Raw genomic sequence first — 13,448 nt, forward strand, 5'->3', positions numbered from 1 at the left:
GAAAAGTTGATACGCGAACTTTTCCTTGTCGTGAATCATAAATCATAGGAGGATAAGGTTATGGCAAAAAAAGTGGAATTACAGACAACTGGGTTAGTTGACTCCCTCGAAGCATTAACAGCAAAATTAAAAGAGTTAAAGGAAGCACAAGAGGTATTTGCTACCTACACTCAAGAGCAAGTGGATAAAATCTTCTTCGCTGCTGCTATGGCTGCCAATCAGCAACGTATTCCGTTAGCAAAGATGGCCGTAGAAGAAACAGGCATGGGTATTGTAGAAGATAAAGTAATTAAGAACCATTATGCTGCAGAATACATTTATAATGCATACAAAGAAACAAAAACTTGTGGGGTAATTGAGGAAGATCCTAGCTTTGGTATCAAAAAAATTGCAGAACCAATCGGCGTGGTTGCAGCTGTAATCCCAACTACCAATCCTACCTCCACTGCTATCTTTAAAACTTTACTCTGTTTAAAGACACGTAATGCAATCATCATCAGCCCACATCCTCGTGCAAAGAACTCTACCATCGCTGCTGCCAAAGTTGTGTTAGATGCAGCCGTTGCAGCTGGTGCTCCTGCAGGAATTATTGGCTGGATTGACGTTCCATCACTCGAACTAACCAACGAAGTTATGAAGAATGCAGACATCATTCTTGCAACTGGCGGTCCTGGTATGGTTAAAGCTGCTTACTCTTCTGGTAAGCCAGCTCTTGGTGTTGGCGCAGGTAACACCCCTGTCATTATGGATGAAAGTTGTGATGTACGCCTTGCAGTGAACTCCATTATTCATTCCAAGACATTTGATAACGGTATGATTTGTGCTTCCGAGCAATCCGTAATTATCAGCGATAAGATTTATGATGCTGCTAAAAAAGAATTCAAAGATCGTGGATGCCATATCTGCTCCCCAGAAGAAACTCAAAAACTTCGTGAAACAATCTTAATCAACGGTGCTCTTAATGCAAAGATTGTTGGACAAAGCGCTTATACAATTGCAAAGCTTGCAGGATTTGAAGTTCCTGAAACCGCTAAGATATTAATTGGTGAAGTAGAATCCGTGGAGTTAGAAGAACAATTTGCACACGAGAAACTTTCTCCAGTGCTTGCAATGTATAAATCAAAATCCTTTGAAGATGCAGTAAGCAAAGCTGCTCGTCTTGTTGCAGATGGTGGTTACGGTCATACCTCCTCTATCTATATTAATGTAGGTACAGGAAAAGAGAAAATTGCAACCTTCTCTGATGCAATGAAAACTTGCCGTATTCTTGTAAATACACCTTCCTCCCACGGTGGTATTGGTGACCTTTACAACTTTAAATTAGCTCCTTCTCTAACACTTGGCTGTGGCTCCTGGGGCGGTAACTCTGTATCAGAAAACGTTGGAGTGAAGCACTTAATTAACATTAAGACCGTTGCTGAGAGGAGAGAAAACATGCTTTGGTTTAGAGCACCTGAAAAAGTATACTTTAAGAAGGGTTGTTTACCAGTTGCCCTCGCAGAATTAAAAGACGTAATGAATAAGAAGAAAGTATTTATTGTAACCGATGCTTTCCTTTACAAGAATGGCTATACAAAATGTGTTACGGATCAATTAGATGCTATGGGAATTCAGCATACTACCTTCTATAACGTTGCTCCAGATCCATCTTTAGCTAGTGCTACCGAAGGTGCAGAAGCGATGAGACTCTTCGAGCCAGACTGCATTATCGCAATCGGTGGTGGTTCTGCAATGGATGCCGGAAAGATTATGTGGGTTATGTACGAACATCCAGAAGTAAACTTCCTTGACCTTGCAATGCGTTTCATGGATATTAGAAAGCGTGTTTATAGTTTCCCTAAGATGGGTGAAAAAGCTTACTTTATCGCAGTTCCAACTTCCTCTGGTACTGGTTCTGAGGTTACACCATTTGCCGTTATTACGGATGAAAGAACTGGAGTAAAATATCCACTTGCAGATTATGAATTACTTCCTAAGATGGCTATCATTGATGCTGACATGATGATGAATCAGCCTAAGGGATTAACTTCTGCTTCTGGTATTGATGCACTTACTCATGCATTAGAGGCATATGCATCTATTATGGCTACTGACTATACCGACGGTTTAGCATTAAAGGCTATGAAGAATATCTTTGCATACCTCCCACGTGCCTATGAAAATGGCGCAGCGGATCCAATCGCAAGAGAAAAGATGGCTGACGCTTCTACTTTAGCTGGTATGGCATTTGCAAATGCATTCTTAGGAATTTGCCACTCCATGGCTCATAAATTAGGTGCTTTCCATCACTTGCCACACGGTGTTGCTAACGCACTCTTAATCAATGAAGTAATGCGCTTTAACTCCGTAAGTATACCTACAAAGATGGGTACATTCTCTCAGTATCAATACCCACATGCCTTAGATCGTTATGTAGAATGTGCTAACTTCTTAGGAATAGCTGGAAAGAATGATAACGAGAAATTTGAAAACCTTCTTAAAGCAATTGATGAGTTAAAAGAAAGAGTTGGTATCAAGAAATCCATCAAAGAATATGGCGTAGACGAGAAGGCATTCTTAGATACTTTGGATGCTATGGTTGAGCAGGCATTCGATGATCAGTGTACTGGTGCTAATCCAAGATACCCATTAATGAAGGAAATCAAGGAAATCTATCTTAAGGTGTACTACGGTAAATAATACATGTATGTAACTGGAACCGTCAAACCTTATACTAAGACTACAAGTTCCATATTATAAAAATAGATCCCGTGAATAATATCATTCTATAGTATCCTGTTTACTTCCCCTTAAGGGTTCCTATAGAAAAAGAAGGAAGAGTATCTCCAGTTCTCTTCCTTCTTTTATATTCATGACAAGTGGATCGGTTACTAGATTGTACATCCTCTCTCTGCTATACTCCTTTTCCCCTCATAATAACAGCTTTGTTCTAAATAAAAGTCCTCTAAATTCTTATCTTTATCTAGTAATTCTTTGATACCAACTGTTCCTAGATTATTTCCTTTTGATAGTATCATTACACGATCACAAAGTTTTTCCATTTCCCAAAGCATAGTACTTGATACCAATATACAAATTCCTTGTTCATGAGATACTTTTTTTAAAAAATCTCTAATTTTTTTTGTAGCAATCGGATTAAAATCCCTCACTGGTTCGTCTAGTACAAGAATCATGGGCTTACTAAGAAGTGATAATCCTATTGAAAGGATAAGTTTCATTTCAGCAGAATAACTCTTAACTTTATTATTTAAATCAAGCTGAGAAGAAACTAAGACTTTCACTCTTTCTAACTGTTCTTTTCCTTTTTGACTTGCTTTTGCAAACCGAGATAAGGTATCTATTCCCGACAAATGTTTCAATAAGCGAGGTAACCTCACTAATACAGCGATTTCCTTTATAGCGTCTTCATAATTATAATCAATGTCATAGCCGCCTATAATTATGGTTCCTTCTTCTTTTTTAAGTAACCCGGTTACTATCTTGATAATCGTAGTCTTTCCATCTCCTTTTTGACCCAATATGCCAAGGATTTCGCCAGAATACCCAGTGAGAGAGACCCTATTTACAATCTTATATTTTTTATATTGTTTCGTTAATCCAACGACTTGCAATGCGATAGTTTTCATTTTACCTCCATGGACGTACCTTACTTAACCTTGAAAGACTCTTATCCCACATCTTTAAATTGAATTACCTGTATAATTAAAGTATTACCGTAGGTAATTACTTTAACCAGCTTTTTAATGCTTCTTTGTTTTGCTTCTTGTTTTGCTTCTTCGTTTTATAGATTCAATATATTATATTGAGCACAAGCAATCTTATCAGCATATTGGTATGTAATACTTGTATAAAGGTAACTGTCCTATGGATGGTAAAAAGAAATAGACCATTTTGAAATAAACTTTAGCTTAAAAGCTTATCTCAAAATGGTCTACACTATTTATTATTTATTCATATTCTACAACATCCAACCACTTCATTAATAGTTCTTTTTCTTCTGGCTTATCCTTACTTAACTGAGCTGCTGCCACAATTGGTAACCAAGTCTGCACATATTGCTTCTCAGTCTTGCTCTTTTTACAAAATACATCAAGATAATAATCTGCAAGTTTCTGATCTTCTAAGGCAAACAATAGATAGGTTCTGGCTGCATCTGCACTTGCATTTCCTTGGGTAGCATGTACCCAGTCGATCACATACATTTTACCGTTTGATACGATAATATTGTTTGGATTAAAATCACCGTGACATACTTTAACATGCTTTGGCATACCATCTAATCTGGTTAGTAGATCGTACTTTTTAATATTGTCTAACATCTCAAGGCTATTAATCTGGCGGATTAATTTATCTTTTAATTTGTTTAATAGTGGAGCTCTCTTAGAGTGGATTTCAAGTTGAAGGTCAACCATTTGATTTATGTACTCTTCTTTTTTATCTGGATTTTCTTTCATTAATTGACCTAATGTTTTTCCTTCAATGTAATTCATAGTAATTGCCCATTGTCCATCTTCAATTCCAACTTCGCTAATACTTGGGATCGCTAGACCAGTTTCTTCTACTCTGGTTGTGTTTAATGCCTCATTAAGTACGTCCGTTTTGTTTGTTCCCTTATTGAAAACCTTAATTGCATTTTCACCATCACGATAAACACTAGCTTTCTGTCCTTTTGAAATTAAGTTTGTAAGCTTCATAATATTTGCTCCTCTCGTCTAGTCTTTGATAAGTCGTACTATATCTTCATATCCTATATAGTTTTGTGATATTTATATAAAATACTCTGAATTGATACTATAATTATAGCATATATTGCTAAATTTGTATAGTGTTATCTCTAACTTACTTCATACTATTTTTTCGTATTATCCAGTTAACACATAGATGTTTTAGATTTACGAACTAATCCTGTATTTATCCTACTTGACTGTAATAACATACCTCTCTTCCATACAAGCATCAACTTTCTTTACTTCGATATTTGCTTGTACTATAATAAATACAGACACTTATTCTATTATACATAACAGGGGGAAGAAAAATGTTAGAAAAGTTGAAAGACGAAGTTTATCAAGCTAATATGATGTTACCAAAACACGGATTGATTACCTTAACCTGGGGTAATGTTTCTGCCAGGGATAAAGAAACAGGATATATTGTAATTAAACCATCCGGAGTTGAGTATACTAATATGAGACCAGAGGACATGGTTGTGGTAGACTTAGAAGGACATGTAATAGAAGGTGCCCTAAATCCTTCTTCAGATACCGCAACTCATATTGAACTATATCAAGCATATCCTGACCTTGGAGGTATTGTTCATACACATTCACGCTTTGCAACCATTTTTGCACAAGCTGGCGCTTCTATTCCTGCACTTGGTACGACCCATGCAGATTACTTTTATGGTACCATTCCTTGCACTCGTAAAATGACAAAAAGTGAAATCAAAGGTTCCTATGAGAAGGAAACAGGAAGTGTTATCATTGATACTTTCGAAAATCTTAACATTGATCCCTATCAGGTTCCATCCGTTCTCGTTCATAGTCATGGTCCATTTACCTGGGGAAATAGCGCTATGAAAGCGGTAGAAAATGCAATTGTTTTAGAAGAAGTGGCGCAAATGGCTTGGCATACTTTACTACTCTATCAAAGTAATCACATTACCAATACTTGTCCTTCCATGCAACAGGATTTATTAGACAAACACTACCTTAGGAAACATGGTCCAAACTCATATTACGGTCAAAAACGTTCATAATAGTTCTTTGTTGCTGTTTCAATGATTTATAGGATTTCATCTTGCGACATGTACAAAAATACATTATAATAACAATATACGGGCACCCCGTCAAGTTTAGCTTGAACGGGGTCTTGTCGTTTATCAAAGCAATTGCCAAATAATCGCTTTGCAATCGCTTTTTCACATAGATTCGGAGGATTTTATGAAGGAAAAATTAAGAAAAAACTTCCGTAGGCTCCTTGCAATTACATTCACCGTATTATTTACGGCTTCCCCAACCTTAGCCTATGCGGATTCCAATACAAACAAAGAAAATGTTTCATCTACTGTTGATGTATCTGATTTTACCTGGCCAACAGGTCCAGAAGTATATGCCGACGCTGCCATCGTTATGGAGGCTAGCACAGGCTTAATTTTGTATGAAAAAGATATTTATGATAAGCACTACCCTGCAAGTATCACCAAAATCATGACAACCTTGTTAGCAATTGAAAATAATAATCTAAATGAAACCATGACAATGTCCCATGCAGCAGAGTGGGATGTTGATTTTAATAGTAGCCGAATTGGCCTCGTGGAAGGTGAATCCCTTACTTTAAAGGATGCCTTATATGGTGTAATGCTTGAGTCCGCCAACGAAGTATCGTATGGTGTTGGTGAGCACGTTGCTAACGGTCCAATCACAGATTTTACTGCAATGATGAATGCTCGTGCCAAAGAGCTTGGCTGTGTAAATACCAATTTTGTTAATCCTCATGGACTTCATGATGATAACCACTATACTTGTGCCTATGATATGGCTCTCATCAGCCGTGCAGCGATTGCGCTTCCGGAATTTCGTACTATCACAGGTACAAGGACTTATACTATACCTGCAACCAATAAAAATGTAGCACGCCCTTTAGCTAACCATCACCGTTTTATTCGAAAGACTTTGAATTATGAAGGTGCAATCGGCGGGAAAACCGGTGGAACTACAGAAGCTAAGACGACACTGGTTACTTATGCAGAACGTAATGGTTTGACCTTAATTGCTGTTGTTCTGCATGTTGATACTGGTTTACACGCTTATGAAGACACCGCAAAAATCCTTGATTTTGCGTTTGATAATTATGCTCTCTATCGTATTGAAGATACCGAAAGTGTGAATACTTCTGGATTTACATCTTTATTTAAAGATTTTCCTGCCTTTGTTAAGCCAGAGCAAAGCCCATTGCGACTCAGTTCAAATAGTAATGTTGTACTTCCTATCACAGCAAACTATAAAGATGCTGAAAAAACTATAACATATACTCCTGTAAAAGAATATGTCCATGGTAATAATGTCGTAGGACAAATCTCGTATACCTATGCTGGAAAATACGTAGGATCAACTGATATTATATACTATAACAAAGACTATCCTCTAACAAAAGCAGAGTTTGATGCCCAATGGCCTGATTACTTGATTCCTCCTGAGCTCATTTTTACAGACTCTGAAACTAATGATCCAGAAACATCTGAAAAAGAAAACATACCAGTAACCTCAGATTCGACAAAGGATAAAGAATCAAAGAAGGAAGGTTCCTCTCTACTAAAGCCAATACTTCTTGGCGTAACGGTATCTGCTATTGTTTTATTAGTAGGTTACTATCTGCTTTTTATTGAGTTACCACATCGCAAGCGTCGTAGAAGATATCATGAAAATCATAAACGCAGAATGGAATCAATGCGTAGAAATTATCGTGATGATTTTACAGAATAAAATATCAAAAACATATTAACATAAGGTCAGCACTACTTCTTAGCGCTGACCTTACTTATCTACTTTTTATTCAATTCTTTTTACTTTCGTTTATTAGAAAACTAGTCTACTATTCTTCTGTTGTCTTTGTATCATTTCCTACTATTTTTTGCAATAAAGCGTTGATTCCTTCCAGGTTTTTCAATATATCTTCCATCTCATTTTGATAATTATTATTCAATGTTACAATTTGATCTTCCAATCCGGAATGATTGTTTGTAAGAAGATTCGGTAGTGCTTCTTCTAACATAGAAACAGCATAATTAATTTCCTTTAGAGTAGACTGCGTATTTTCATTTGTATTTAATGCTACTTGACGTGCATTTTCTCTACTATATTGAACCAAAGCCTTAATCCCATGACGAAGGAGCTTTGTATTATCTTCTTGATCTTTTTGTATCTTTTGCTCTAAGGTTTCTAAACGAGTTAATACATCAAGCATGGAAACACTATCGACTTCTTCCCCGTCTTCTTCTTGAGCCGCTTTATAAATTGCTCTTTCTAATCTTTCAATCTTTGTATAATTACGTTTCACCTCAAACATAGCTTGCTCAAACTTATCATCGAAATCACATTGATCAAGCTGATATTTTTGATATATATCATGTTCTATCTTATCTACTAGAAAATAAGCTGCAATTAACATTAAAACAGCGGACAGTCCTACTGCCAGATAATCCTTATGGAATTCTATTAAGATAAATGCTGCAAAAAAGGCTGCTGCAACAAAGAAGATAATATAAATAACCTTTGATTTTCTGTTCTTCAATCTGTTTTCCTCCTATGCTGTTTTACACTCTGTCTATATCATGACTTATCAGAAGATGCTATTTTACCACTAATATAGCACACTGGCTTTTTGTATAGTAATCTAATTATCGAAACATAAACTTTATTCTTATAATATACTTATCGGATTGTACACGTAATTATATGATATTTATTTTATTTTTATCTAAATTTCTAAAGCTATAGTTTTATATTCTAAAATACAAAAAGCTGTAGGTTAATACCTACAGCCTATTACGTCCCCAACAGGAATCGAACCTGTAACTAATCCTTAGGAGGGATTTATTATATCCGTTTAACTATGAGGACTTATGGATAACACAATATTTATTATATTCAAATTATGCGATAAAGTCAACCATTCCCTGCATCCAGATCGTTCCTCTAAATCTTCTTCCTACTTGTGGTTCACCAAATAAATCTTCTTTATTAATGCAAACCTCAAAGGTTAATCCATTGCATTCTAATTGCATTAGATATAACATTTCCTTTGTTTCTTCATTACTAACTTCTCGCCACTCAATAATAGTACCTAAGACGGTATAATTATCAGACTCTGATCCATATGGAATAAATGATGTTTCTACAATGGAATAAATATCTTCCTTTTTAATCCGTTTTGAGACCATAGCATACATATCTATATCATCTATAGTAAGGCTATCAATAGCTTCTTGATTTCCTTTTTTTGCTTCTGCAATTAATTGGTTGCGATATTTCATATCTGCCTTATTGCTATCTATCTGACGTTCTGTCTTTTCTACAGGCAGTAATATCTTTCCTTCTTGTGCCAATCCAGCTAAGGTTATTGATCGAAGTCCCATAGAATCCGTTTTTTCTTTTATTGATAGATAATCAATCGCATTCTGTAAATAAAAGATAAGAGATACTCCTAAGCGATAATCATCGCACATTCCGGTATAAGCATCTGTATCAACGCGTTTACTAATATAAACTTCTTCCCTTGTGCTAACATTTTGACCATGAAAATAAGGATAATAATGTTCTACATGAAATTGATCATTCTCATCATATTCACCCCGTACTGTTAACCCTATTCCTTCTGCAAATTCAAAAGATAATTCTGCCACAGCAGTATTATCCTTAAAACTATATTTGCATTTATTGGTAGCTTGTTCCACTACTTTATGAATTAAGGCTTCCACCTGTCTTCTATTATTTAATTTACTAAATCCTATTGCTCTTAAAAAACTATGCATTAATTCACCTAATAACTTTCTTTTTGCTGTATTTCATTCTATGTGAAAACTTCATTTCTTAGTTATATCATATTAATGATAACTTAGCAACTAGGGAATATAGTAACTATTATATCGTCATCTACTCCTCGATTGTGTCTCGTACATAAGTTGTAAGTTCCTTTGATAAATCAACGATTCTTCCCTTTTTGCTTAAATCTAATTCTTTTACACCTAAGACCTGTACAATTGGACGTGTTGGCATGCGATAGTTTTGGCGTATTACAATTCCAATTTCTTCAGTATTAAGAAGAACATATGTTCCTATTGGATATACAGCTACAACTTCGACAAAAGCATTGACTATCTTAAAATCAAATAATATACCCGCTTTACTCATTATATTATCAATTACATGGTGAACTTTATATTTAAGCCTTTGATTGCTGTAAACAGCACGATCTAGCTCATCACAAATTGCCACAATCTTTGTTTCTATACTAATCTTATCCTTTGTTAATCGCATTGGATATCCGCTTCCATCATCTCTTTCATGATGACTTAAAATAATATCCTTCGCTGTATTTGTTAACCAATCCTCATCCTTTACCATGGTATAGCCTGTTAATACGTGCTTTTTAATCTCAACTAATTGTTTTTCATCACATTCCTCTTCGTTAACTTTCTCATAATCGAATGGCAAATAAGCGATGCCTAGGTCATGGAGCAAAGCGCCAACTGCAATCTCTTGAATCTTCTTTTGTGGTAATTTTAGTTTTGAAGCAATTAAAACTGCCAAGGTTGAAACATTAATGCTATGAGTATAGGTAGAATGATTTTTCTCTCGTATCGTTGAAACGTTATACATTACATTAGGTTGTTCTAGTATTTCTTGAATAATATGATTTGCTACATCTACGACTCCAGTTAATTCATTACTAGCACAACACGTATAGCGTTCGATTGTATCTTTAATTTGTCCAACACACTCTTCTAATATTTTTTTCTCAACCTGAATTTCCACAGTTCCTTTCACTAAATTATCTATTTTTTGATTTTTTACTTCCTCAACATAGATCCAGTCAATATGTAGCTCTTTTAATTTTTGGATATATTCTTTTTTTATTTTTGATCCAACTGGAATGATGACAAGACCATGATTTGTTGCAATCTCCTTTGCAACGGTCTCTCCGCCTATTAAATTATCTACAGACATTCGTTTCAATGAGCTACTCCTCCACTTCTTAATGAACATGATGTATAAGCAAGCAATCTCGTTTATTAATAATCACTTCAATAAAATGTATTTATTAATAAAAAGTCTTAGAACGAAGACACTTCTTTCATTCGCTCTAAGACTACTTTTTTTACTCAAAATAGTTCTTCTTGTTTTTTGCTTCGCTTAATACCTGTTTTTCTTCTTCTGATAAAAGTACAAATGATTCTCCTTTAATAATCTCCTTTACATAAGTATAGCAACCTTCTCTACTGCTATGCATCGATGTAATAATAAATCCCCCATTATTATCATCTAATAAACAAAGGGAAAAACTTAATTTACCTCCCATTTCTTTGAAGGCATCATACTTAACAATACTACATTTTTGATAAGTATTCAATAAGTTCTCAGTAATTTTATGAATACTAGTTTTCATAGACTTTGTATCTTCTTTTAATTGATCCACCTCTTGAAAACGGTTTAAAATTGTACTTTCAAGAGTTTTGCCTTCGCTTCCTTCCATGAAAGCATTATATTTCTTCTTTAATTTTCTTTGCTTTACTAATATTACGATTTGTATTATAAATATTATTAATAACGCAACTATAGCTCCCAATACTACATAACTACCATCTATACCAAGTCTATCAAATAGTTCCATTCTCCTTCTTACCTTCCTCTACTTTTTTCGATTGTTTTATAATTTCTCTAATTTCTTGGTATTTATTTTTCTAAGCTAATGTATTAATTAAATCTAGAATACGCTCAAAGTCATCTTGAGAATAGTATTCGATTTCTATTTTCCCTTTATTATTAGTTCCTCTACGAATCTCAACTTTACTTCCAAAGATAGCTTTCATACGTTCTTCAATATCTTTATAAATAAAGCTATTATCATTCGTTGCTGCTATTTCCTTTTCTGGCTTGTCCTTTAGCATATGCTTGACTAGTTTTTCTGTTTCACGTACACTTAATTTTTCATCAAACACTTTTGTAGCTAAACGATATTGCAGCTCAATATCTTCAATTCCCAGCAAAGCTCGTGCGTGACCACCTGATATCATATCATCAATTACCATCTGTTGTACACGCTTGTCCAACTTTAATAAACGCATACTATTGGTAACAGAAACTCTACTTTTTCCAACCCTTTCAGCTACTTCATCCTGCTTTAGTTTAAATTCAGATATTAGTTTTTCATAAGCAATTGCTTCTTCTATTGCATTCAAGTCTTCTCTTTGAATGTTTTCAATTAACGCAATCTCCAATATCTGTTGCTTTGTATATTCTTTTATAATGATCGGGATTTCTTTGAGACCTGCAATCCTTGATGCTCTCCATCTTCTTTCTCCCGCTATAATTTCATAACGTTCTCCTTTTTTATGAACAATTAAAGGTTGAATTACACCATGCATCTTAATAGAATCCGCTAACTCATGTAATGCATCCTCATCAAAATGGGTACGTGGTTGTGTTTTATTTGGTTCTATCAAATTAATGTTCACTAATGTTTCACGTGAAACCTTTTCTTGATTCTCCTTTGTTTTAGGTTCACTTTTTTCTATCTTCTCAACAATAAGTGAATCTAGACCCTTACCTAAACCTTTTCTTGGTGCCATAACTATTCTCCTTTTCTACGTCCGAACAAACTTTTATTTTTCTTTTTCTGCGTATCCTTGTTTGTTTGAACTGGAACCTCTTCTTCTACATAAATCTTATCTTGCTTCATAACTTCAGCTGCTAAGTCACGATACGCATCTGCTCCTGCAGATTTTGGATCATAAATACTTATTGGTAGTCCATGACTTGGAGCTTCTGCCAATCTAACATTTCGAGGAATAATAGAATTATATATATTTTGCTGTAAATTACTTCTTACATTTTCTACAACTTGTAAGGAAAGATTCGTTCTAGCATCATACATGGTAAATACAACACCTTCTATTTCAAGTGATGCATTCAGTCTATTTTTTACAAGATTAATTGTATGTATTAACTGAGATAACCCTTCCAAAGCATAATATTCGCATTGTATTGGAACAAGTACAGCATCGGCTGTAGTCATTGCATTGATTGTTAACGTATTCAGAGAAGGCGGACAGTCAATAATAATATAGTCGAAGAAATCTTTCATTGGATTAATATGTTTTTTAAGTATATATTCCTTATCTTCAATTCCTATTAATTCAATTTCAGCACCAGCTAAATTTACATCTGATGGAATAACTACTAGATTTGGTACGACACTGTCACATATACACTTCTCAACATTACATTCCCCAATTAATAATTCATAAACAGTATTTTCCAAAGAAGTCTTATCGATACCAAGACCACTTGTAGTATTACCTTGAGGATCAATGTCAATTGCAAGCACCTTCATGCCTTTTTCTGCTAAACATGCTGCTAAATTGATTGCGGTAGTAGTTTTTCCAACTCCACCTTTTTGATTTGCAACTGCTATCGTTTTTCCCATTTCATCAACCTTCATCTTTCTTATGCTAACTTTTTTAATTATATCACGATATGATTTATATAGCTATAGCTAATATGTAACAAATCGTAAAAACATATGAAAATGTTACTTTTTTCTACAGTAATTATAATAATAATTCTATCTATTTCTACTTTTTATTATAAAATACGTTAAGTTGAAATTAATATACTTCATCACAATAAGAAATTAAATATAAACGAACAATCTTAAACTCACCTGCT

Annotated in this window: 11 protein-coding genes and 1 tRNA gene; 3 read left to right on the forward strand and 9 right to left on the reverse strand. The window is 34.6% G+C overall.

All coding sequences use genetic code 11. The features are described from left to right. Nucleotides 1–60 precede the first annotated feature (60 nt). Nucleotides 61–2,679, forward strand: coding sequence for a bifunctional acetaldehyde-CoA/alcohol dehydrogenase (gene adhE / locus CC92_RS0111720; RefSeq protein WP_029502700.1), 2,619 nt, complete (start codon nucleotides 61–63; stop codon nucleotides 2,677–2,679). Nucleotides 2,680–2,870: 191 nt separating this feature from the next. Here the strand turns inward: adhE and CC92_RS0111725 are convergent, their stop codons facing one another. Together CC92_RS0111725 and CC92_RS0111730 are read right to left on the reverse strand one after the other, a co-directional pair. Continuing rightward, nucleotides 2,871–3,626 carry an ATP-binding cassette domain-containing protein gene (locus tag CC92_RS0111725; RefSeq protein WP_029502699.1) on the reverse strand — a complete coding sequence of 252 codons (756 nt, stop codon included), beginning with the start codon at nucleotides 3,624–3,626 and terminating at the stop codon, nucleotides 2,871–2,873. Nucleotides 3,627–3,947: 321 nt separating this feature from the next. After that, nucleotides 3,948–4,694, reverse strand: a complete 747-nt coding sequence (locus tag CC92_RS0111730; protein WP_029502698.1) for a phosphotransferase — start codon at nucleotides 4,692–4,694, stop codon at nucleotides 3,948–3,950. Between the two features lie 344 nt (nucleotides 4,695–5,038). Here CC92_RS0111730 and CC92_RS0111735 point away from each other — a divergent pair, with 344 nt between their 5' ends. Together CC92_RS0111735 and CC92_RS0111740 are read left to right on the forward strand one after the other, a co-directional pair. Continuing rightward, nucleotides 5,039–5,758 carry an L-ribulose-5-phosphate 4-epimerase gene (locus tag CC92_RS0111735; RefSeq protein ID WP_029502697.1) on the forward strand — a complete coding sequence of 240 codons (720 nt, stop codon included), beginning with the start codon at nucleotides 5,039–5,041 and terminating at the stop codon, nucleotides 5,756–5,758. A 184-nt stretch (nucleotides 5,759–5,942) separates the two neighbouring features. After that, nucleotides 5,943–7,484, forward strand: coding sequence for a D-alanyl-D-alanine carboxypeptidase family protein (locus CC92_RS0111740; RefSeq protein WP_051650687.1), 1,542 nt, complete (start codon nucleotides 5,943–5,945; stop codon nucleotides 7,482–7,484). 109 nt (nucleotides 7,485–7,593) lie between these two features. On the opposite strand, the gene CC92_RS0111745 is transcribed toward CC92_RS0111740, so the two are convergent. The 7 genes from CC92_RS0111745 to CC92_RS0111775 all read right to left on the reverse strand — a co-directional run bounded on the left by CC92_RS0111745 (nucleotide 7,594) and on the right by CC92_RS0111775 (nucleotide 13,206). After that, the gene (locus tag CC92_RS0111745; protein ID WP_029502695.1) at nucleotides 7,594–8,292 is read right to left on the reverse strand and encodes a hypothetical protein; all 699 of its coding nucleotides are present in this window, start codon (nucleotides 8,290–8,292) and stop codon (nucleotides 7,594–7,596) included. A gap of 257 nt (nucleotides 8,293–8,549) precedes the next feature. Further along, a tRNA-Arg gene (locus tag CC92_RS0111750) sits at nucleotides 8,550–8,621 on the reverse strand. Nucleotides 8,622–8,653: 32 nt separating this feature from the next. After that, nucleotides 8,654–9,532, reverse strand: a complete 879-nt coding sequence (locus CC92_RS0111755; protein WP_029502694.1) for a DUF3881 family protein — start codon at nucleotides 9,530–9,532, stop codon at nucleotides 8,654–8,656. A gap of 121 nt (nucleotides 9,533–9,653) precedes the next feature. Continuing rightward, nucleotides 9,654–10,727 (reverse strand): HD-GYP domain-containing protein, encoded by a 1,074-nt coding sequence (locus tag CC92_RS0111760; RefSeq protein WP_031420370.1) that lies wholly within the window; start codon nucleotides 10,725–10,727, stop codon nucleotides 9,654–9,656. Between the two features lie 151 nt (nucleotides 10,728–10,878). After that, nucleotides 10,879–11,391: a DUF4446 family protein gene (locus CC92_RS0111765; protein ID WP_031420371.1), complete on the reverse strand. Its 513-nt coding sequence runs from the start codon at nucleotides 11,389–11,391 to the stop codon at nucleotides 10,879–10,881. A gap of 70 nt (nucleotides 11,392–11,461) precedes the next feature. Continuing rightward, nucleotides 11,462–12,349, reverse strand: a complete 888-nt coding sequence (locus CC92_RS0111770) for a ParB/RepB/Spo0J family partition protein (RefSeq protein ID WP_029502691.1) — start codon at nucleotides 12,347–12,349, stop codon at nucleotides 11,462–11,464. A 2-nt stretch (nucleotides 12,350–12,351) separates the two neighbouring features. Continuing rightward, the gene (locus tag CC92_RS0111775) at nucleotides 12,352–13,206 is read right to left on the reverse strand and encodes a ParA family protein (protein ID WP_034218393.1); all 855 of its coding nucleotides are present in this window, start codon (nucleotides 13,204–13,206) and stop codon (nucleotides 12,352–12,354) included. Nucleotides 13,207–13,448 lie beyond the last annotated feature (242 nt).

It is taken from the genome of Lachnoclostridium phytofermentans, assembly GCF_000733755.1.
Taxonomy (GTDB): Bacteria; Bacillota; Clostridia; order Lachnospirales; family Lachnospiraceae; genus Lachnoclostridium; species Lachnoclostridium phytofermentans_A.